We start from the raw sequence: 21,026 nt of genomic DNA, 5'->3' as shown, positions 1-21,026 counted from the left end.
AGCGATGCATACGGCAATGCAATACGCTTGCAGCTTAGGAAAAAGGGTTGGCCGGCAGGTTACAGCCAATATGGAGATATTTACCGGCCATTACCGCGAGGCGCGCTCCGCACGGCGCCCACCGGCGCCGGAAGCCCGTCTATTCGAGCGTGCGGACCCGGTCGATGGCCTGTTCGATCCGTTCGACCGCAACGACCTGTAAGCCTTCTATCGGCTGTTTCGGTGCATTGGCATTCGGAATGACCGCGACGGAGAAGCCCAGCTTGGCCGCTTCCTTCAGCCGCTCCTGACCGCGCGGCGACGGCCGGATCTCGCCGGCCAGCCCCACTTCGCCGAACACGACGAGACCTTTCGGCAGCGGCTTGTTGCGCATCGACGAATGAATTGCCAGCAGCACGGCCAGGTCGGCCGCCGGTTCGGTGATCTTCACGCCGCCCACCGCGTTCAGAAACACGTCCTGATCGAAGCAGGCAATGCCGGCGTGCCGGTGCAGCACCGCCAGCAGCATCGCGAGCCGGTTCTGTTCGAGGCCCACCGCTAGCCGGCGCGGATTCGGCGCGTTGGCCGCGTCGACCAGTGCCTGCACCTCGACCAGCAGCGGCCGAGTGCCCTCCTGCGTCACCAGCACGCAGGAACCCGGCACCGACTGCTCGTGCTGCGACAGAAACAGCGCCGACGGATTGGCCACGCCGCGCAAGCCGCGCTCGGTCATCGCGAAGACGCCCAATTCGTTGACCGCGCCGAAGCGGTTCTTGATCGCGCGCACGAGGCGATACGACGAGTGCGTGTCGCCCTCGAAATACAGCACGGTATCGACGATGTGTTCGAGCACGCGCGGCCCCGCCAGCGCGCCCTCTTTGGTCACATGCCCGACCATGATGATGGTGGTGCCCGACTGCTTGGCGATGCGCGTCAATTGCGCCGCGCACTCGCGCACCTGCGCGACCGAGCCTGGCGCGGAGGTGAGCGCGTCGGAATAGACCGTCTGGATCGAATCGATCACCGCGACGTCGGGCTGATGGTCGGCGATCGTCGCCTGGATTTTTTCGAGCTGGATCTCGGCGAGCAGTTGCAGCTCGCTCGCTTTCGAACCGGGCTCCAGCAATGAAAGCCGTTGCGCGCGCAACGCAATCTGCGCAGCCGATTCTTCGCCGCTGATGTAGAGCGCGCGTTTGTCGGCAGCGATTTCCGCGAGCGATTGCAGCAGCAGCGTGGATTTGCCGATGCCCGGATCGCCGCCGATCAGCACCACCCCGCCCGGCACCAGACCGCCGCCGAGCACGCGGTCGAACTCGCTGACGCCGGTGGAGAAACGCGGCACGTCGGACGCCTCGATGTCGGCCAGGCGGCGCACCGGCGCGCTCTTCGCGAGGGATTGGAAACGGTGCGTGGACGGCGCTTCCGCCACCGACTCGACCAGCGTGTTCCACGCATTGCATGACGGGCATTGCCCGGCCCACTTCGGCGATTGCCCGCCGCATTCACTACAGATGTACAGCGTCTTGGGTTTAGCCACGCGCGAGATTGCCTGAGTTGCTGTTTTTGGATTGATGTCTTACTCGGCCCGCACCGGCACGCGCGGCGCGACCGCGCACATGAGCTCGTAGCCGATCGTGCCGCAGGCCTGCGCGACGTCGTCGATGGGCAGCGAGGTGCCCCACAGCTCGACGCGCGAGCCAACGTTGGCGGTCGGAATCGGCGTCAGGTCGACGGTCAGCATGTCCATCGACACCCGCCCGACGATCCGCGTGCGCACGCCGTCGACGATCACCGGCGTGCCTTCCGGCGCGACCCGCGGATAGCCGTCCGCGTAGCCGCACGCCACCACGCCGATCCGCATCGGCCCACGCGACTTGAACGACGAACCGTAGCCGACCGTCTGCCCTTCGCTCAAGGTCTGCACGGCGATCAGTTCCGACGCGAGCGTCATGGCAGGCTGCAGCCCCGTGCCCTGGATCGCGGCCGTCACGCCCGACGGCGACGCGCCGTACAGGATGATGCCGGGGCGTACCCAGTCGAAGTGCGCGGCCGGATGCCACAGCGTGGCCGCCGAGTTGGACAGGCTACGCGCACCGGCAATGCCCTGCGCGCCGCGCTCGAACGCTTCCATCTGATAGCCGATGCCACGGTCGCCGTCGGCATCGGAAAAATGGGTCATCAGCGTAATCTGGCCGACGCCCTGAGCGGCGCGCGCACGTTCCCACGCGGCACGGAATTTCTCCGGCGTGTAACCGAGGCGGTTCATGCCGGTGTTCATCTTCAACTGGATGTTGACGGGTTTGGACAGGCGGGCCATTTCGAGCATGCGCAGCTGTTCGTCCGAATGCAGCGCGGTGGTCAGGCTGTAGCGGTCGATCACGTCGATATCGGTGGGGCGGAAGAAGCCCTCGAGCAGCAGAATCGGGCCGGCCCAGCCCAATTCCCGCAACTTCACGGCTTCTTCGAGGTCGAGCAGACCGAAGCCGTCGGTGGCGCGCAAACCAGGGAAAGCACGGGCCAAACCGTGCCCGTAGGCGTTGGCTTTGACGACGGCCCAGATCTTGGATTTCGACGCATAGCGGCGAGCGATAGCGAGATTATTGGCGAGTGCGGCGGTATGGATCGTGGCTGAAAGGGGGCGCGGCATGGGATATTTTCGTAAAGACGCTTGCGAATCAGCGGCTTACAGGGCGTTTTCAACGCTCGGCAGCCCGCTGGGCGGTGCGATCAAGGATTTTGCTAGTCCGAATCCAGCTATTTTCATGATATAAAGCCGTGCGCACAACCCATTTCGAACGGTATAAGCCCGGACGCCTTCCACACGGCACCGGGGCGGACAGACCGCAGCGAGGACAGCATCGCATCAGATGAAAAAAGGTTTTTACACCATCATGGCCGCGCAGTTTTTTTCGTCGCTGGCCGACAATGCGCTTCTGATCGCTGCTATTGCACTGCTGAAAGATCTTCACGCCCCGAACTGGATGACACCGCTGCTCAAGTTGTTCTTTGTGCTGTCGTACGTCGTGCTGGCCGCCTTCGTGGGTGCCTTCGCCGATTCGCGTCCCAAGGGGCGCGTGATGTTCGTCACCAACACCATCAAGGTGGTCGGCTGCATCACGATGCTGATCGGCGCGCACCCGCTGATCGCGTACGGCATCGTGGGCTTCGGCGCAGCGGCCTACTCGCCCGCCAAATACGGCATTCTCACCGAACTGCTGCCGCCTGACCGGCTGGTCGCCGCGAACGGCTGGATCGAAGGCACCACGGTCGGCTCGATCATTCTCGGCACCGTGCTCGGCGGCGCGCTGATCAGTCCGCACATCGCCGCGCCGATCCTCAGGCATCACATTCCCACGGTCAACACGCCCGCCGAAGCGGCCATGCTGGTCATCATGGCGATCTACGTGATCGCCGCGCTATTCAATCTGCGCATTCCCGACACCGGCGCGCGTTATCCGAAACAGGAACGCGGCCCGATCAAACTCGTCACCGACTTCGCCGACTGCTTTCTCGTGCTGTGGCGCGACAAGCTGGGGCAGATTTCGCTCGCGGTCACCACGCTGTTCTGGGGTGCCGGCGCGACGCTGCAATTCATCGTGCTGAAGTGGGCCGAGGTATCGCTGAACATGTCGCTGTCCGAAGCCGCCATTCTGCAGGCGGTGGTCGCGGTCGGCGTGGCCGTCGGCGCGATCTACGCCGCCTCGCGCGTGCCGCTGAAGAAGTCGCTGTCGGTACTGCCGGTCGGCATCATGATGGGCATCGCGGTGATGCTGATGGCGTTCTATACCCGCAACCTGTTCCCCGCGCATTGGGGCGTGTATTTCGGCCGCGTGCACGTGCCGGGATATCTGATCGTCGCGTACATTTTCCTGATGATCGTGGGCGGCCTATCGGGCTTTTTCGTCGTGCCGATGAATGCGCTGCTGCAGCATCGCGGCCACGTGCTGCTGTCGGCGGGTCATTCCATTGCCGTGCAGAACTTCAACGAAAATCTCTCGGTGCTCGTCATGCTGTGCCTGTACGCGGTGCTGGTGTGGCTCGACGTGCCGGTCGCCGCGGTGATCGTGCTGTTCGGCACCTTCGTCTGCCTGATGATGTGGTTCGTGATGCGGCGCCACCAGGCGAACCAGCGCGCGTTCGACTCGGTCGCGCTGATCGGCGAAGTCAAGCACTGATCCGCGGCGGGCCGCCTGCGTTTCCCGCGGGCGCCCGTGCCTTCCTCCGCGCCTCCCTTTTTCCTCGCTTTGCCATGACTCGACCCATTCCCAATGTGCTGACCATCGCCGGCTCCGACTCCGGCGGCGGTGCCGGCATTCAGGCCGATCTGAAGGCCTTCTCGGCGCTCGGCGCCTATGGCGCGAGCGTGATCACCGCGTTGACCGCACAGAACACGCGCGGCGTCACGGCGATTCACGCGCCGGACCCCGGCTTCGTGACGGCGCAGCTCGACGCGGTGTTCGACGACATCCGCATCGACGCCGTGAAAATCGGCATGCTGGCGAACGCGCCGATCGCGCGAGCGGTCGCGGATGCGTTGCGGCGCCACAAGCCCAGACACGTCGTGCTCGACACGGTGATGATTTCGAAGAGCAACCACGCGCTGCTGCTGCCGGATGCGGTTGCGGCGGTGCGCGACGAACTGCTGCCGCTGGCCGATCTGCTGACGCCGAACCTGCCCGAAGCCGCCGCGTTGCTCGGCGTGCCCAGCGCGACTGACGAAGCCGGCATGGTCGAGCAAGGCGAAGCCCTGCGCGCGCTCGGTGCGCGCGCGGTGCTGATGAAGGGCGGCCATTTGAGCGCGGTGGACAGTCCGGACTGGCTGGTTGAAGCGGGCGGCACGCTGCGCCTTGGCGGCCCGCGTGTGCCGGTGAAGAACACGCATGGGACGGGCTGCACGTTGTCGTCGGCGATTGCGGCGCTGATTCCGCAGCGCGGCGATCTGGCGAGCGCCGTGGCCGATGCGAAGCTTTATCTGACCGGCGCGCTGCAGGCGAGCGATCAGTTACAGGTGGGCAGCGGGGTTGGGCCGGTGCATCACTTTTACCGGTGGTGGTGAGGGATTGAACGGCTGGGCGCGGCGGCGCTTGCTGTTGCAGCGGCTGCCGCTGTAACTGCCGCTGTAACTGCCGCTGTAACTGCCGCTGTAACTGCCGCTGCAACTGCCGCTGTTACTGCTACTGGCGCGCGTATGCCTGAGCCTGCTCGGGCCATTCGTCCGGCACGATAAAACCGCGCGAACGTTCCACCAGATCGCCCGCGCTACCCTCATCGAACCCGACGACCATTGCCGGTCCGTGCTGATGCGAAATTTGCGCGGCAAGCGTGTCGGCATCAACAAGCGTCTTCCGGTCCGCCGCATGCGCCTCGGGCAGTTCGTCGCGCCTGGGCGCGAGCCACTCGAGGCGCGGCAAAGTCCGCCATTGGCACGCCTGCGCGGCGGCAAAACGCAGCCAGTCGCTGCGCGTCACCCACCACCCTCGCCCATGCGCCGGATCCAGTTCGACAGGATCGAGCGGCGTCTCGCCGTGCCGGTAAAACAGCCAGCCTTTGATGAACATCTGCGGCGTCCACGGCCCCGCATAACCGGTCGACGCGAACGCCTCGCGCGCGCTCATCGGCAATTGATGATTCAGCACATGCGCGAGCTTGAGATCGAAGCGGTCTTTCAGATTCGGCCCGACGTAATCCGCCAGACGGCCGCGTCCCGCGCCGGCATGCAGGTAGCACTTCACGGCCAGCTCCCAATGGAGCCGCGCGCCACGTTGCGTCTGCAGCAGAAAATCGCACTCGCCCAGCGTGACGCCTTCATGCCGCAGCGGCACACCCGCCGCGATCAGGCGCGCCGCCGGTCCGTGCTGCAAGAACCAGCCGAGCAGCCGTTCGGCGTAACGGCCGAGACGCGTGATGCGCGTGGCCGTCAGATCGTGCTGTAAAGGCGCCGGCGCGGCGTCGAGTTCGCGCAGCCAGGCGACGGTCGCTTCAAACTCCCGTGGCGTGTCGAACGGCATCGCGAGCACGCCGGCCGGTGGTTGCGGGCGCAACAGATCGGCGCTCAGCAGCAACCAGGCGAGATCGCGCACGGCGGGCTCACGCAAGCCGGTGAGCAGCGTGTCGAGCGTCGCGGCGCAAGCGCCGGGCGCGACGGCGACGCGCGCCGCCGAGCCCGCGGCGGTCGTCACGTCGACGGGTTCGCGGGCGTGCCGCCGGCCGCGCGCCACGTGTCGCGCGCGAGGCACAGGTCGGCCCACGCCTTGGCCTTATCCGGCAGGCTGCGCAGCAGATACGCCGGGTGATAGGTGACGATCACCGGCACGCCTTCGTATTCATGCACGCGGCCACGCAGCGACGAAATGCTCGATTCGGTCTTCAGCAGACTCTGCGCGGCGAAACGGCCGAGCGCGACAATCAGCTTCGGCTTGACCAGCGCCACCTGACGCTGCAGATACGGCTCGCAGCGCGCGACTTCGTCTGGCTCGGGATTGCGGTTGCCGGGCGGCCGGCACTTGATCACGTTCGCGATGTAGACGTTGGTGTCACGCGCCAGCGTCAGCGAGCGCAGCATGTTGTCGAGCAGCTTGCCGGCCTGGCCGACGAACGGCTCGCCTTGACGGTCTTCGTTCTCGCCGGGGGCTTCGCCGATCAGCATCCAGTCGGCGTTGCGATCGCCGACGCCGAACACCGTCCTGGTGCGCTTCTCACACAACCGGCAACTTTCGCAGGCCGCGACGCGTTCGCTCAGGGCGTCCCAGTCGAGGGTGTGGATTGCCGGCGGCTGAGGCGTTTCGCGGCGGGCTTCGGATGGAACGTGTCCGGGCGCCTCGGTGGGTAGATCGTCGAACCACGCGAAGTCGTCGTCGGGAGGCGTGTCGAATGACGGCGGCTGTTCGGGGACGCGCGATTGTGGCGCGGGCCGGGTCGGCGGTTTCGGTTGCCGCGGTGTTGCGACGGCGGGCGGCTGGGAGCGTGGTTGTGCTTCGGGTTGCGACGGTCGTGCAAGGCGCTCGCTTTGCCCTCTTTCCTGCGCGGGACGCGACGCTTCGCTTGCAGGCATCGTGGCCGCCCCGGACGTACCCGTTGTGCGTGCGGCCGACAGCGGCTCGGCCGCTGTTTCGCTCACGTTCGCCCGGCGCATCTCCGGCTCAGCCGCCGCGTCGTTCACGGGCGCATGGCGCATTCCTATCTCGCCCGCGCCGGCCGCATCTTGCCCACTGGCCGCGTCGGCCGCGGCCGGCTGCTCCGCCATTCCGCGACGCACCCACAGCGGCGCGAGGCCGAACTCTTCCAGTACCGAATCATGCAGCGCCATCTGCGCCCTCCGTGGCAAACGAGAAACGCATCACGATGGCGTCCTCCCGGCTGCGATGCCGCGCCGGATAATAATTTTTGCGCCGGCCGATCGATGCAAAGCCGAAGCGCTCGTACAGCCGTATCGCGCGATGATTCGACGGCCGCACTTCGAGCAGCAGGCCTTCGAGTTTTTCCGCGCGCGTGATCCGCACCGCTTCGCGCAGCAACGCGAGACCGGCGCCGGCGCCTTGCGCGGCAGGCGTCACGCACAGGTTCAGCAGGTGCATTTCGTCGACCACCGGCATCAGCACGCAATAGCCGATCAGCGCGCCGGTCACATGACGCAGACAGATGCCGAAATAGCCGTTGCGCAGCGAGTCGCCGAAATTGCCGCGGCTCCACGGAAATTCATAAGCGATTTTTTCGATGGCCGCGACCTCGTCCAGATCGCCTTCGGTCATCGGCGAAATGTAGCGGTCGGCTAGCAACACGCCGCTCATTGGCCGTCCTCGCCCGACCGGGTGTGCGAATCGTGGACGGACTGAGCGGCCTGAGTGGCCTGAGCCGCCTGAGTGGCTTGTGCGGCCTTTTCAGCCTTGTCGGCCATCCGTTCCGCCGTCGTCTGCGCAACCTTGTCGCGCACGTATTCCGGCGCAGCCTGATCGGCCGGCACGGTGCGGCCGGCGCGGTACGCGCGCAACGCGGCGTGCGCGAGCGGCACCGCGTGCGGCAGCGCATCGCCGTCCACCGTGCGCGCCGCAGCCACCGCCGGCAGCCGCGCGCCGAACGCGGCAGCAGCGTTGCCGGCCAGCGTGAACGGAACCTCCGGCAACGCCAGGCGCTCCGGCGCGTCGAGCGAAGCCGCCTGCAGCGTGCGCCAGTCGCCCTGCGCGTCGTCCCACGCGAAGTCGGCCCAATAGATTTCGTCCATGCGAGCGTCGAGCGCGGCCAGCACGCGCGATGCCGACGGATCGCGCAACCGGGCGCTTTCCGCGCAAGCCAGCAGCGTACTGACCGGCACGACCGGCAGATCCAGGCCGAACGCGAGACCTTGCGCGACGCCGGTTGCCGTGCGCAGTCCGGTGAACGAGCCGGGGCCCGAGCCGAATGCGATCGCGTCGCAGTCCGCCAGCGTCAACCCGGCTTCGGCGAACAGTTCGCGGATTGCGGGGAGCAGGCGCGTGCTGGAAACCGCGCCGGTCTGCTCGTGGCGGACCCAGAGGCGGGTTACGTCAGGCGTCTGGCCGGCGGCGGACAAAAGCGCTACCGAACAGAATTCGGTCGAGGTATCGAGAGCGAGGAGCACAGTTTGAGTCATGGACCGTATTGTAATCGGCGTCATCGGCACGGCGCGCGCCAATCTGGTTCGGGTTCGCCCGCAAGGCGGCGGCCGGCGTTTGGAATAAGCCCTCGGGCCGTGGACGGCAGGCAATTGTTATGATCGTCGGCCACCGTAACCCCATCCCGCCTACCGGGCAAAACGAACATGACCGACATCACCATCCAATTTGCGCAAGCCCAGGAAGACGTCAAACAGTTGACGGAGCGTCCGGGCAACCTCACGCTGCTGCGCCTGTACGCGCTTTTCAAGCAGGCGACCGAAGGCGACGTCCACGGCGACAAGCCGGGCTTCACCGACATCGTCGGCAAGTACAAATACGACGCGTGGGGCGCACTCAAAGGCACCACGCAGGACGCCGCCAAACAGCAATACGCGGAACTCGTCGAATCGCTGAAGAACGGCACGGCGGCCTGACCACGGTTGGCGCGAGGATCCGCGCCATTTGCCCAATCCTCGCGCGCCCGCGCAACACCCGCGCCCGCGCAACACCAGACACCCCGCCCCTCGCCACCCGGCGTGCTCCCGCACAGCCCGAAAAAGCAATTTTTTCCACTAAGAAGTTTCCTAACAGTGGCGCAGTGCAACAAAACCCTATAGAATACTGCCTGCGCTTCACTGCTCTGCCCGGCTTTCCTCCAGCGGCCTTTGCGGCGCAGCGCCTCGTAGCGTTTAGCTCCAATCCAGTTTAGAACCTGTCCCCTCCTGCCTAGCCCCCTACGGGCGATCATGTCCCAGGCTGGCGGCACGCCGTGTTGGCATGTCGCATCCGATACAGCTTCTAACGAAAAGCTCGCCTTCATTGTCGCGAGCTGCCCCCGTTTTTCGATTTGCTCGCTGCTTCTTTGCTCGCTGAATCCGACGACTTGGGTATGCCGATTGGCGCCGACGTTTTAATTCCCTGTGTACCAAGGATTCTCATGACTTCGAGCAACACCTCCAGCCCGTTGAACGCCATCGCCGATCAAGCCCTCGGTCTCGCCGACGTACCCGCTCAAGCCGCAGCCGTCGCTGCCGCTCCGGAAGCCGTCGCCGCTGAAGCCGCTGCGCCGACCGGCCCGACGTTCGCGTCGCTCGGTCTCTCCGCGGATGTCGTCTCCGCGCTGACCGCCGCTGGTTACCAGAACCCCACGCCGGTTCAGCAACGCGCCATCCCCGCCGGTATCGCCGGCCGCGATCTGCTGGTCTCGAGCCCGACCGGTTCGGGCAAGACCGCCGCGTTCATGCTGCCCGCTATCGAGCGTTTCTCGCAACTGCAAAAGGCGCAAGCCAGCCAGCCGCGTGAGCCGCGTCCCGCCGACGGCGCCCGCACTACGCGCCGTCCGCAACCGGTTGCCCGTCCGACTATGCTGGTCCTGACGCCGACCCGCGAACTCGCGATGCAGGTCACCACCGCCGCCGCCACGTACGGCAAGCATCTGAAGCGCCTGCGCACCGTCAGCATTCTGGGCGGCGTCGCTTACGGCCAGCAACTGATGCTGCTGGCAAAGAACCCGGAAATCCTGGTCGCCACGCCGGGCCGTCTGATCGACCACCTGGAACGCGGCCGTATCGATCTGTCGCAGCTGCAGATCCTCGTGCTCGACGAAGCCGACCGCATGCTCGACATGGGCTTCATCGAAGACATCGAAACGATCGTCGCGGCTACGCCGGCTACGCGTCAAACCATGCTGTTCTCGGCCACGCTCGACGGCAAGATCGGTTCGCTGACGGGCCGTCTGCTGAAGGATCCGGAGCGGATCGAGATCGTTCAACGCCTCGAACAACGCACCAACATCGCTCAAACCGTTCACTACGTGGACGACCGCGATCACAAGGATCGTCTGCTCGACCATCTGCTGCGCGACGAAGGCCTCGACCAGGCCATCGTGTTCACGGCCACCAAGATGGACGCCGACCAGCTGGCCGGCCGTCTGGCCGACGCCGGTTTCGAATCGGCTGCTTTGCACGGCGATCTGCCGCAAGGCGCGCGTAACCGCACCATCAAGGCACTGCGCGAGCGTCGCGTTCGCGTGCTGGTCGCCACGGACGTCGCCGCTCGCGGTATCGACATTCCGGGCATCACGCACGTGTTCAACTACGATCTGCCGAAGTTTGCCGAAGACTACGTGCACCGTATCGGCCGTACCGGCCGTGCCGGTCGCTCGGGTATCGCCGTGAGCCTCGTGCATCACGCTGAACAAGGCGCGCTGAAGCGCATCGAGCGCTTCGTGCGCACGCCGCTGCCGGTCAACGTCGTGGCAGGCTTCGAGCCGCGCAAGTCGGCTCCGTCGGGTAACGGCGGCCGTCCTGGCTTTGGCGGCCGTGGCCGTCCGGGCGGTGGCAACGGTGGTGGTGCTGGCCGTCGCTTCGGTAGCGGCGCAGGCAAGCCGGCCGGTAACGGCGGCGGTGCGCGCAGCGGCAACGGCGGCGGCTGGGCCGGCAAGTCGGCTGGCGGCGGTTCGCGTGAAGGTGGCTTCGGTGGCGGTTCGCGTGAAGGTGGTTCGCGTGAAGGCGGCTTCGGCGGCGGTTCGCGTGAAGGCTACGGCGGTTCGCGCGACGGCGGCTACGGCGCACGCCGCAACGACGGCCCGCGTACGGCGCGTCGCGGCAGCTAAGTATTCGCTCACGCAGTCGGCATGGCGCGTCACACTGCTTCAAAGCCGTAGCGCGCTTGTCGGACGCAAGCAATGCCAGCAAGTCAGCTTGAAAAAAGACCCGAACGGCCCCTGCGCCGTTCGTCAGTCGGGAGAAACCGGTGCTTCGGCACCGGTTTTTTTTCGTCCGCAAGTTGATGGGCGGCTAAATTTCACGATGTGGGAAATTTTTTTGCGTCGTAAAAAATCGTGCTGCACGGCACAAGACCCTCTATTGCAAGATGGGAAAAATCGTTTCTTAATGCGAAACGACAATCCCAATCAATTGATTTTAAACAGAAATAAATATCACAAAAAGCCTTCCGCTCGTCTATTGCGCCAGCATCGATTTGCCTAGACTCTTATATAAGACTTCACGAAACGAAACGCCAAACCGGCCAGCCGCTTCGACGAAGACAGAGTCACCTACCCATTACAGGCAACCAAGGAGCACACCATGACGACGCGCGAAGAACAAGCCAAGCAACTCCAACAGCAATGGGACACCGATCCGCGCTGGAAAGGCGTGAAGCGGACCTATTCGGCGGAAGACGTGATCCGTCTGCGGGGCTCGGTGCAGGTCGAGCACACGCTCGCCAAGCGTGGCGCGCAAAAGCTGTGGGAAAGCGTCAACACCGAGCCGTTCGTGAACTCGCTCGGCGCGCTGACCGGCAACCAGGCCATGCAACAGGTCAAGGCCGGCCTGAAGGCCATCTATCTGTCGGGCTGGCAAGTGGCAGGCGACGCGAACGTGGCCGGCGAAATGTACCCGGACCAGTCGCTGTATCCGGCGAATTCGGTGCCGCTGGTCGTTAAACGCATCAACAACACGCTGACGCGCGCCGACCAGATTCAGTGGTCGGAAGGCAAGAATCCGGGCGACGAAGGCTATATCGACTACTTCGCACCGATCGTCGCCGACGCTGAAGCCGGTTTCGGCGGCGTGCTGAACGCGTTCGAACTGATGAAGGCCATGATCGAAGCCGGCGCATCCGGCGTGCACTTCGAAGATCAGCTTGCTTCGGTGAAGAAATGCGGCCACATGGGCGGCAAGGTGCTGGTGCCGACGCGTGAAAACATCGCCAAGCTGACCGCCGCACGTCTGGCAGCCGACGTCTCCGGCACGCCGACCGTGCTGCTGGCACGCACCGACGCGGAAGCGGCCGATCTCGTGACGTCGGATATCGACGACAACGACAAGCCGTTCCTGACCGGCGAGCGCACGGTGGAAGGTTTCTACCGCACCAAGCCGGGCCTCGAACAGGCCATCTCGCGTGGCCTCGCCTACGCGCCGTACGCCGACATGATCTGGTGCGAAACCGGCAAGCCGGACCTCGAGTTCGCGAAGAAATTCGCCGACGCGATCCATAAGGAATTCCCGGATCAACTGCTGTCGTACAACTGCTCGCCGTCGTTCAACTGGAAGAAGAATCTGGACGACGCAACGATCGCCAAATTCCAGCGAGAACTCGGCGCGATGGGCTACAAGTTCCAGTTCATCACGCTGGCCGGCTTCCACGCGCTGAACTACTCGATGTTCAACCTCGCGCACGGTTACGCCCGCAATCAGATGACGGCGTTCGTCGAAATGCAGCAGGCCGAATTCGCCGCGGCTGACAAGGGTTTCACCGCCGTGAAGCACCAGCGCGAAGTCGGCACCGGCTACTTCGACGCCGTGACGCAAACGGTCGAACGCGAAGCGTCGACGACCGCGCTGCACGGCTCGACGGAAGACGAACAGTTCTTCGACAAGAAGGTCGCGTAAGCACGCAATACGCGCACGCGCCTCGCGGTCCGATCACGCTCTGATCGCGGGAGCGTGACAGGCGCGCCTGCGCGGGCAGGCAATCAGACGACCAGCGGCGCCGTCAGAGCGCGGCCGTCACAGGGGGGAGCACGTCATCGGGGCGCCACGGTTCTGGCCGTGTCAGCCCCGGGACCGAGGAATCTGGGAGAGAGCAAACTCGCAGCGGCGGAGATAAAGCCAGCGCAATGCATTGCGCGGCGAACAGTGGACGCGCCGGCCTGATCGCCGGCGCGTTTTTTTTCGGCGCGTCGCCCGGCGCCGCGCTTGTCTAGCGATACACGATCACCGGAATCTTCGTATGCGTGAGCACCCGCTGCGTTTCGCTGCCGATCAGCAGACTGCCCAGACCGCGCCGGCCGTGCGAAGCCATGAAGATCACGTCGCAACCGCCGTGCTCGGCCGCTTCGATAATGCCGAGATACGGCGCCGGATGCACGCTGGTGCGGCTCACCACCGCGACGCCGACCCGCCGTCCGGCTTGCTCGACCTCGCGCAGATGCACCCGCGCTTCGCGCTCGCTGCGCTGCAGGAACTCGGAGGGCGGCTCGACCACCACGTCGGAAAACGGCGAGTACGGATATTGCGGCAGACACGCGTAAGCGGTGACTTGCGCGCCGACGGCCTGCGCGAGATCGATCGCGCCGTCGATCGCTTTGCGCGACAGGTCGGAACCGTCGGTAGGAACGAGGATGTGCCTGAACATGATGCCCTCCGTCGCCGGCTCAGCGCAGCACGGCGTCAGCGTCCACGAGGCGCGGCTGGCAAGCCGCCTGAATCGATTGTAGGTCGCCGAAGCGAGGGTATGGGTCCGGCGAGGGTCTGTCCGTATATCGGAAACCCGTTGCAGGCGCCGGCGCTGCGCCTTCAGCCCCAATAACCGGGATGGCCGTACGTATGTTTGAGAAAGTCGAGAAACAGCCGGACCCGCAGCGGCAAATGGCGGCGCTGCGGAAACACCGCGTGAATGCCGATCGGCGGCGCGGCGAATTCATCGAGCACGCTGACGAGGCGCCCGGCGGCGATGTCCGTGCCGACTTCCCACCACGAACGCCACGCGAGACCATAGCCCTCCAGGCACCACTCGTGCAGCACCGCGCCGTCCGAGCACTCCATCGTGCCGGACACCTTGATCGACACGACCTTGTCGGCCTGCTGGAACATCCAGCCGCGCTGCTGATTGGCGCTCGCGCCGAGCGCGAGACAGTTGTGATGCGCGAGATCGGCCAGCGTGTGCGGTGCGCCGCGCCGGTTCAGATACGACGGCGACGCGACGCACACGCGGCGGTTCTCGCCGAGCTTGAGCGACACCAGCGACGAATCCGGCAACTCCCCGAGCCGCACCGCGCAGTCGAAGCCCTCGTTGACCAGATCGACCAGCCGGTCGGACAGATCGAGCGTGATCGATACGTCCGGATGCGCGACGGTGAACGCCGGCACGAGCGGCGCGACGTGACGCCGCCCGAAACCGGCCGGCGCGGACAGCCGCAAATGGCCGCTCGCCTTGACGCCGCCCGCCGACACGCTGGCTTCGGCGTTCTGCATGTCGTGAATGACGCGCTGGCAGTCTTCGAGAAAGGCCGAGCCTTCGAAGGTCAGCGTGATCTTGCGCGTGGTGCGCACCAGCAACTTGACGCCGAGCCGCTCTTCGAGCGCATCGATGCGGCGGCCGATGATCGCCGGCGCAACGCCCTCGGCGAGCGCCGCGGCGGACAGGCTGCCCTTGGCCGCGACGGTGACGAAAGTCTCGATCTGCTTGAAACGGTCCATAGGCGGGCAACGCCGCAGCGAGGCGGGAAAGTGGTCGGTGCGCGTCAGATTAGGTGTATGAAAGTAAAAGATCAAGTGATCTTTAGCCTCTTTTTTAGCACTGAGCATCACTAATACAATCCGTCCTGACCTCTGACAGGAGTGCACGGCAATGTCGGCCACAACGACACTTTTCCCTAAAGCAGTGATTTTCGACGCGTACGGCACGCTTTTCGACGTGCATTCGGTAATCGCTGCCGCGGAGCAGATGTTTCCCGGCCATGGCGACGCGCTTTCGCAGTTATGGCGGCAAAAACAGATCGAATACACGCAGCTGCGCACGCTCGCCGATCCGGCCGGCGCGCACTATCGGCCGTTCTGGGACATCACGCTCGACGCGCTGCGTTTCGCCGCGAAAAAACGTCAGCTCACGCTGAGCCGCGCGGCCGAAAAACGTCTGATGGACGAATACGCGTGCCTCTCCGCCTTCCCCGATGCCGTGCCGGCGCTGCGCCTGTTGCGCGAGGCGGCGTCGTCCGCGGCGGTCGCGGCGCCCTCCGGATCAGCCACGACGGGTGCCGAAGCCAGCTCACCCCTGCGTCTCGCGATTCTCTCGAACGGCAACCCGCAAATGCTCGACATCGCCGTGAAGAGCGCCGGCATGACGGGCCTGTTCGATCACGTCTTGTCCGTCGACGCCGTGCGCGCCTACAAACCCTCGCCCGCCGCTTATACGCTCGGCACGCAAGCCTTCGGCGCGGAACCGCGCGAGCTCGTGTTCGTGTCGTCGAACGGCTGGGACGTGGCCGGCGCGGCATGGTTCGGCTTCACTACTTTCTGGCTCAACCGGCAAAACGCACCCGTCGAAGAACTGGGCGTCATGCCGCATGGAACGGGCGGCGGCATGCACGATCTGCCCGCTTTCCTGAAAACCCTCGCGTCGCCCGGCCGCCACAGCGGCCCCGGCAGCGGCCGCACGCGCCACAGCCCTGGCGCATGACGGCTTCCACCGGACCCCGCGACGCACCTCAATCGCAATTCAACATTTGCATCTTTGCAATCTGACCGACCAAGGAGAAACCATGGCGAATCCGCTGTCATCGTCGCAGTCTTCACTCACGCTGCCGCAGGGCATGGCAATCACGGCCGAGATCGAGCCGGGCTATGAAGCGATTCTCACGCGCGAAGCGCTGGAACTCGTCGCCGCGCTGCATCGCACGTTCGAACCGCGCCGTCAGCAGTTGTTGCAGGCTCGCGTGGAACGCACGAAGCGTCTCGACGCCGGCGAGCGTCCCGACTTCCTCGCGGAAACGAAATCCGTTCGCGACGGTGACTGGAAAATCGCACCGCTGCCGCAGGATCTGCAATGCCGCCGCGTGGAAATCACCGGTCCGGTCGAGCGCAAGATGATCATCAACGCGCTGAATTCGGGCGCGGACTCGTACATGACCGACTTCGAGGATTCGAATGCGCCGAGCTGGGACAACCAGATCACCGGCCATATCAATCTGAAGGACGCGGTGCGTCGAACGATTTCGCTGGAACAGAACGGCAAGTCGTACACGCTGAACGACAAGGTCGCCACGCTGATCGTGCGGCCGCGCGGCTGGCATCTCGACGAGAAGCACGTGACGGTGGACGGCAAGCGCGTGTCGGGCGGGATCTTCGACTTCGCGCTGTTCATGGTGCACAACGCGAAGGAACTGGTCGCACGCGGCTCGGGCCCCTACTTCTATCTGCCGAAGATGGAAAGCCATCTCGAAGCGCGTCTGTGGAACGACATTTTCCTCGCCGCGCAGGAAGCCGTCGGCGTGCCGCGCGGCACGATTCGCGCAACCGTGCTGATCGAAACGATCGTCGCCGCGTTCGAAATGGACGAGATTCTGTACGAGCTGCGCGAGCACAGCTCGGGGCTGAACGCAGGCCGCTGGGACTACATCTTCTCGGCGATCAAGAAGTTCAAGGCCGATCGCGACTTCTGTCTCGCCGACCGTTCGCAGATCACGATGACGGCGCCGTTCATGCGCGCTTACGCGCTGTTGCTGCTGAAGACCTGCCATCGTCGCAATGCACCGGCGATCGGCGGCATGAGCGCGCTAATTCCGATCAAGAACGATCCGGCCGCGAACGACAAGGCGATGGGCGGCGTGCGTTCCGACAAGGCGCGCGATGCCGGCGACGGTTACGACGGCGGCTGGGTTGCGCATCCGGGATTGGTGCCGATCGCGATGGAAGAATTCGTCAAGGTGCTCGGCGACAAGCCGAACCAGATCAGCAAGCAACGCGACGACGTGCTCGTCACGGCCACCGATCTGACGGATTTCCGTCCGGAAGCGCCAATCACCGAAGCCGGTTTGCGCAACAACATCAACGTCGGCATTCACTACCTGGGCGCATGGCTTGCGGGCAATGGTTGCGTGCCGATCCACAACCTGATGGAAGACGCCGCCACGGCGGAGATTTCGCGCTCGCAGGTGTGGCAGTGGATTCGCTCGCCGAAGGGCAAGCTCGAAGACGGCCGCAAGGTGACGGCTGAACTGGTGCGTGAATTGTCGGCGCAGGAACTCGACAATGTGAAGCAGTCGGTGGGCGGCGATACGAAGCCGTATGAGCGCGCCGCGCAGATATTCGAGGAGATGTCGACGTCGGAGCAGTTCACCGACTTTCTGACGCTGCCGCTGTACGAGGAAATCTGACGCGGACGTTGGATGCGTCTGCAACGAACGACGTGGTAGCAAGCCGGCTTTCTCTTTGCGCGATCGGTGCAAGTGTGCACTTGGGCACTTGTGCTTCATGCGCGATGCGAAGGCGGCTTGCGTCGCAAGACTGACCGACCGGACGGCCCGACAGGCGTGAGCTTGCCGGGCCGTTTTTTTGGCCCGGTGACTTGTGCGTCGCGTTGCGCCGTCTCGCCTTGCTTTGCGCGCTAACTGCGCACAACGGTCGTTTCAGCGCGTGCCGCGGTGCGCGATCCAATCGCCCGATTTAATCTCAGGCAAGCCCTTCACCGCAGCCGGCGCGACAGGATAGAAACGGCAATTCACGACGTTGCCGTCCACTTTCACCATCACCTCGCGCGCAAGGAACCGATCTTCGACGCCCGGGTACACCGCTTCGATTTCGTCGAGCACCGCGACCAGTTCGTCTTCGATTTCGTAGACGTCGCCGATCACGTCGACGCCCGCTTCGTCGACCACCAGCCCCGGATACGAGCCGAAGTCGAACAGATGGCCACGAACCGTGGCCGTGCCGAGCAGATTCGGCAAGGCAATCTCATTGCGAACCGCGGCGTCGCGGATGTCGTTCACTTCTCCGGCGCGCAACGTGCCGTATACAAAGACGGTTTGCATCGTCGTTTGCTCTCCTTGGGATGGGTGGTCGGGTAAGTTCCGTTTGAGCCGCGGTTCAAGACCTGGTTCAGACGCGGTTCAGTCCAGCGCCGTGCTGGAAACCAGCACGCCGTCGATGTCCGCATAGATCCATTCGCCGGGACGCACGAGCGCGCCGGGCAACTGCACCGGCACGTCGCGTTGGCCGCCGCCGAGCTTCTGGCAACGTCGCGGATGGGTGGTGAGTGCCATCACGCCGACCTCGGCTTCGTTCAACTCCAGCGCGTCGCGCACGCAGCCGTTCACGACGATGCCGGCCCAGCCGTTACGCTGCGCGATCTGCGCGAGGTTGCCGCCGACCAGCGCACACCGCAGACTGCCGCCGCCGTCGACCACCAGCACCCGGCCCGCGCCCTGCTCCTCGAGCGTGGCGCGCACGAGTGCATTGTCTTCGAAGACCTGGAGCGTCACCGCTTCGCCGCTGAAACTCTCGCTGCGGCTGAACAGATGAAAGATCGGCTCGAGCACACGTAAGGCGCCGAGCGCCAGCTGATCTTCGTGCGCGTCGCACAGGTCCGCGGTAGCAAAGGTCATGACGTTCTCCTCGAAGGACGGGCAATCGGGACATTATGCAACTTTGAGGTCGGGGGAAGGTGGGGAATGCGGTGGGGGCGCCGTGGTTTCGCTGCTTGCTAGTTACGCCATCATTAAGGTACGGTGGTTGGCCCCGACTCTTTCGTCGCTCGACGATCCGCATCGAGCGTTCACCATGACTTCGTCCGTCGACTTCGCTCCAGCGAGCTTCGTCCGCTTCGCCGACATTCCGCCGGAGTTCCGGCCGAACGAGACCCACCCGATCCGTGTGCGCTCGCGGCCGATGTCGTCAGGCTGGCGCATTGCGCGTCATACGCACGCGTGGGCCCAAGTGGCCTACGCATCGCGCGGTGTGCTGCGGGTCGCGACGAGCGGCACGACGTGGATGGTGCCGCCCTCGCGTGCCATCTGGGTGCCGCCGCATGTGGAACACGAAGTGTTCGCCGTCGAAGATGCGTTTCTGCGCACCCTCTACATCACCGAAAGCACGGTGCCCGCCGGACTCGATACGCCGCGCGTGGTCGAAGTCTCCGATCTGCTACGTGAAGTGATTGCCGCGCTCGATATGCCGGGCATTCCGGCGGCCCGCGAGCGGTTGCTCGGCGCGCTTGCGCTCGACGAACTGACGCGCTCCGAGCCCTTGCCGCTTTCCGTGCCGATGCCTAACGAAAAGCGTCTGCGTGCGCTGTGCGAGGCGGTGCTCGCGGACCCGACGCATGGTGAGTCGCTCGAACAATGGGCCAGCAGCGTGGGCGCGAGTACACGTACGATCGCGCGACTGTTCCGGCAGGAACTGGGCGTGAGTTTTTCGCAATGGCGTCAGCAGGCGATTCTCGCGCGCGCGATTCCGCTACTGAGTCAGGGACGGCCGCTTTCGCATGTCGCGCTGGAATTGGGCTATCAGAGCCAGAGTGCATTTTCGGCGATGTTCCGGCGCGCCTTCGGTGAAAGTCCGCGCGCGTTTATCGAACGGGGATCGGAGCATCGCGCCGAAACGGGCGATCACGAAGATCGGGAGACGGATTAGAAGCGGGATGCGAGATCGTGGGCTGCAACGTGGTGTGGTGCGATGCGACGTGGTGCGATGCAGTGCGAAGGAGAAAATCCTCAGCAGCCTCTACGCCCTTAAACCCGCCGCGCCAGATGACGAATCGCGCCGAGTTGCGCCAGACGCGGCCCGCTCAGCTTATAACCCTTGCGTTGATACAGCCGCGCAGCCGGATTGTCGACGAACACGCGCAACTGCAACTCGTGCAAGCCGCGCTCGCGTGCCCATTGATGCGAGATATCCAGTAGATAGGTGCCCGCTCCCAGCCGCCGATGCCCTTCGGCAATCTGCACGTCGCGGATATGCAGCGAATCGCCTTCCTGCGTGATGCGCAACACGCCGATAGGTTGGCCGCCCATCTCGAGAATGAAATTCTCCGACTCGCGCCAACTCCCCAGGAACAGATCACCCCGCCACACCAGATGATGCCGCCGGTAGTACCCCCCCATATTGGCGCGAGTCAGCGCTTCGGCGAACTCGAAATCGTCCATGCTGGCATTGCGCAGATGAAACGGTGACGGAGCTTCGGATGGATCGAACATGGTGGGGCGGCAAAGATGAGTCGGGTCAACGGTAAAACAGGCTGCGCGTGCTGGCAATGGCTGTTTCTCCCGAGCATACCCAGGCGGCGTGGAGCGAGGAACGACGCACAATAAAAAAAGCCCACTTCTTTCGAAGTGGGCTTTCTCAAATCTGGCGGAGCGGACGGGACTCGAACCCGCGACCCCCGGCGTGACAGGCCGGTATTCTAACCAACTGAACTACCGCTCCAGATTTTCGCACCGCAGCGCATGAGCTAGGCTCACTCGCTAACCGCACCGTTCAACTGCTTACCGAACGACGCCGATGTCTTGGCGTCCCCTAGGGGATTCGAACCCCTGTACTCACCGTGAAAGGGTGATGTCCTAGGCCTCTAGACGAAGGGGACAACGTACTGCTTACACCTTTAATGAAAAAGCCCGTTCAGGTTTGTATGAACGGGCTTTGTCTGGCGGAGTGGACGGGACTCGAACCCGCGACCCCCGGCGTGACAGGCCGGTATTCTAACCAACTGAACTACCACTCCAGTTTGCCCATCTTGACTTGCGAGCGTTGGTTTTTTCTCTGCAAGCTGCGCTGCTTTACTGCGACTCGAATAACTTCGAACACTAAAGCGACGCTGATGTTTGGCGTCCCCTAGGGGATTCGAACCCCTGTACTCACCGTGAAAGGGTGATGTCCTAGGCCTCTAGACGAAGGGGACATAATCTTTTCAGATCTGTCTTTATCTCGCTGCTAACTT

At 64.4% G+C, this 21,026-nt stretch carries 20 protein-coding genes and 4 tRNA genes; 9 read left to right on the top strand and 15 right to left on the bottom strand.

The features are described from left to right. Positions 1 to 139: 139 nt before the first annotated feature. The gene (gene radA / locus B0G83_RS09355) at positions 140 to 1,516 is read right to left on the bottom strand and encodes a DNA repair protein RadA (protein ID WP_105507135.1); all 1,377 of its coding nucleotides are present in this window, start codon (positions 1,514 to 1,516) and stop codon (positions 140 to 142) included. 39 nt (positions 1,517 to 1,555) lie between these two features. Continuing rightward, a complete protein-coding gene (gene alr, locus B0G83_RS09350; protein ID WP_105507134.1) occupies positions 1,556 to 2,626 on the bottom strand; it encodes an alanine racemase in 1,071 nt (356 codons plus the stop codon). A gap of 220 nt (positions 2,627 to 2,846) precedes the next feature. Between alr and lplT the strand changes: the two genes are divergently transcribed. Both lplT and thiD read left to right on the top strand, forming a co-directional pair. Then, on the top strand, positions 2,847 to 4,154 hold the full coding sequence (gene lplT, locus B0G83_RS09345) for a lysophospholipid transporter LplT (RefSeq protein ID WP_105507133.1): 1,308 nt from the start codon (positions 2,847 to 2,849) through the stop codon (positions 4,152 to 4,154). A 74-nt stretch (positions 4,155 to 4,228) separates the two neighbouring features. Then, positions 4,229 to 5,035, top strand: coding sequence for a bifunctional hydroxymethylpyrimidine kinase/phosphomethylpyrimidine kinase (gene thiD / locus B0G83_RS09340; RefSeq protein WP_105507132.1), 807 nt, complete (start codon positions 4,229 to 4,231; stop codon positions 5,033 to 5,035). Between the two features lie 118 nt (positions 5,036 to 5,153). Here thiD and B0G83_RS09335 read toward each other — a convergent pair whose 3' ends face one another. The 4 genes from B0G83_RS09335 to tsaB are packed head-to-tail and all read right to left on the bottom strand — an operon-like array spanning position 5,154 to position 8,584. Next, on the bottom strand, positions 5,154 to 6,158 hold the full coding sequence (locus B0G83_RS09335) for a DUF1853 family protein (protein ID WP_105507218.1): 1,005 nt from the start codon (positions 6,156 to 6,158) through the stop codon (positions 5,154 to 5,156). Continuing rightward, positions 6,155 to 7,285: a uracil-DNA glycosylase gene (locus B0G83_RS09330; RefSeq protein WP_105507131.1), complete on the bottom strand. Its 1,131-nt coding sequence runs from the start codon at positions 7,283 to 7,285 to the stop codon at positions 6,155 to 6,157. Before B0G83_RS09330 ends, B0G83_RS09335 begins: the two co-directional genes overlap by 4 nt. Beyond that, positions 7,272 to 7,766: a ribosomal protein S18-alanine N-acetyltransferase gene (gene rimI, locus B0G83_RS09325; RefSeq protein WP_105507130.1), complete on the bottom strand. Its 495-nt coding sequence runs from the start codon at positions 7,764 to 7,766 to the stop codon at positions 7,272 to 7,274. The genes B0G83_RS09330 and rimI overlap by 14 nt, the downstream gene beginning before the upstream one ends. Further along, entirely contained in the window at positions 7,763 to 8,584 is an 822-nt protein-coding gene (tsaB, locus tag B0G83_RS09320; protein WP_105507129.1) for a tRNA (adenosine(37)-N6)-threonylcarbamoyltransferase complex dimerization subunit type 1 TsaB, read from the bottom strand. Before tsaB ends, rimI begins: the two co-directional genes overlap by 4 nt. A gap of 168 nt (positions 8,585 to 8,752) precedes the next feature. Between tsaB and B0G83_RS09315 the strand changes: the two genes are divergently transcribed. The 4 genes from B0G83_RS09315 to aceA all read left to right on the top strand — a co-directional run bounded on the left by B0G83_RS09315 (position 8,753) and on the right by aceA (position 12,985). Next, on the top strand, positions 8,753 to 9,022 hold the full coding sequence (locus B0G83_RS09315; protein WP_105507128.1) for an acyl-CoA-binding protein: 270 nt from the start codon (positions 8,753 to 8,755) through the stop codon (positions 9,020 to 9,022). Positions 9,023 to 9,525: 503 nt separating this feature from the next. After that, positions 9,526 to 11,202 carry a DEAD/DEAH box helicase gene (locus B0G83_RS09310; protein WP_105507127.1) on the top strand — a complete coding sequence of 559 codons (1,677 nt, stop codon included), beginning with the start codon at positions 9,526 to 9,528 and terminating at the stop codon, positions 11,200 to 11,202. Positions 11,203 to 11,290: 88 nt separating this feature from the next. Then, a complete protein-coding gene (locus B0G83_RS38080; protein WP_146120198.1) occupies positions 11,291 to 11,578 on the top strand; it encodes a hypothetical protein in 288 nt (95 codons plus the stop codon). Between the two features lie 99 nt (positions 11,579 to 11,677). After that, the gene (aceA, locus tag B0G83_RS09305; RefSeq protein ID WP_105507126.1) at positions 11,678 to 12,985 is read left to right on the top strand and encodes an isocitrate lyase; all 1,308 of its coding nucleotides are present in this window, start codon (positions 11,678 to 11,680) and stop codon (positions 12,983 to 12,985) included. Between the two features lie 310 nt (positions 12,986 to 13,295). Here the strand turns inward: aceA and B0G83_RS09300 are convergent, their stop codons facing one another. Together B0G83_RS09300 and B0G83_RS09295 are read right to left on the bottom strand one after the other, a co-directional pair. Continuing rightward, on the bottom strand, positions 13,296 to 13,730 hold the full coding sequence (locus B0G83_RS09300) for a universal stress protein (protein ID WP_105507125.1): 435 nt from the start codon (positions 13,728 to 13,730) through the stop codon (positions 13,296 to 13,298). Between the two features lie 161 nt (positions 13,731 to 13,891). Next, a complete protein-coding gene (locus B0G83_RS09295) occupies positions 13,892 to 14,794 on the bottom strand; it encodes a LysR family transcriptional regulator (protein ID WP_105507124.1) in 903 nt (300 codons plus the stop codon). A 151-nt stretch (positions 14,795 to 14,945) separates the two neighbouring features. Between B0G83_RS09295 and B0G83_RS09290 the strand changes: the two genes are divergently transcribed. Beyond that, positions 14,946 to 15,773, top strand: a complete 828-nt coding sequence (locus B0G83_RS09290) for a (S)-2-haloacid dehalogenase (protein WP_105507123.1) — start codon at positions 14,946 to 14,948, stop codon at positions 15,771 to 15,773. A gap of 82 nt (positions 15,774 to 15,855) precedes the next feature. Next, positions 15,856 to 17,469, top strand: a complete 1,614-nt coding sequence (gene aceB / locus B0G83_RS09285; protein WP_105507122.1) for a malate synthase A — start codon at positions 15,856 to 15,858, stop codon at positions 17,467 to 17,469. 252 nt (positions 17,470 to 17,721) lie between these two features. Here aceB and B0G83_RS09280 read toward each other — a convergent pair whose 3' ends face one another. Both B0G83_RS09280 and rraA read right to left on the bottom strand, forming a co-directional pair. Beyond that, positions 17,722 to 18,123 (bottom strand): gamma-glutamylcyclotransferase, encoded by a 402-nt coding sequence (locus B0G83_RS09280; RefSeq protein ID WP_105507121.1) that lies wholly within the window; start codon positions 18,121 to 18,123, stop codon positions 17,722 to 17,724. 78 nt (positions 18,124 to 18,201) lie between these two features. Next, positions 18,202 to 18,696, bottom strand: coding sequence for a ribonuclease E activity regulator RraA (gene rraA, locus B0G83_RS09275; RefSeq protein ID WP_105507120.1), 495 nt, complete (start codon positions 18,694 to 18,696; stop codon positions 18,202 to 18,204). 175 nt (positions 18,697 to 18,871) lie between these two features. Between rraA and B0G83_RS09270 the strand changes: the two genes are divergently transcribed. Beyond that, complete coding sequence (locus tag B0G83_RS09270) at positions 18,872 to 19,723, top strand: helix-turn-helix domain-containing protein (protein WP_105507119.1); 852 nt, start codon at positions 18,872 to 18,874, stop codon at positions 19,721 to 19,723. 98 nt (positions 19,724 to 19,821) lie between these two features. Here the strand turns inward: B0G83_RS09270 and B0G83_RS09265 are convergent, their stop codons facing one another. From B0G83_RS09265 to B0G83_RS09245, 5 genes are all read right to left on the bottom strand, one after another. Beyond that, positions 19,822 to 20,286 carry a GNAT family N-acetyltransferase gene (locus B0G83_RS09265; RefSeq protein ID WP_105507118.1) on the bottom strand — a complete coding sequence of 155 codons (465 nt, stop codon included), beginning with the start codon at positions 20,284 to 20,286 and terminating at the stop codon, positions 19,822 to 19,824. 152 nt (positions 20,287 to 20,438) lie between these two features. Further along, a tRNA-Asp gene (locus B0G83_RS09260) sits at positions 20,439 to 20,515 on the bottom strand. Positions 20,516 to 20,596: 81 nt separating this feature from the next. Further along, positions 20,597 to 20,672 (bottom strand) — tRNA-Glu (locus tag B0G83_RS09255). Positions 20,673 to 20,733: 61 nt separating this feature from the next. Then, positions 20,734 to 20,810 (bottom strand) — tRNA-Asp (locus B0G83_RS09250). Positions 20,811 to 20,911: 101 nt separating this feature from the next. Further along, a tRNA-Glu gene (locus B0G83_RS09245) sits at positions 20,912 to 20,987 on the bottom strand. Positions 20,988 to 21,026: the final 39 nt, after the last annotated feature.

It is taken from the genome of Paraburkholderia sp. BL21I4N1, from assembly GCF_002973525.1.
Classification (GTDB): domain Bacteria; phylum Pseudomonadota; class Gammaproteobacteria; order Burkholderiales; family Burkholderiaceae; genus Paraburkholderia.
This window is presented reverse-complemented; position numbering and strand designations above follow the sequence as displayed.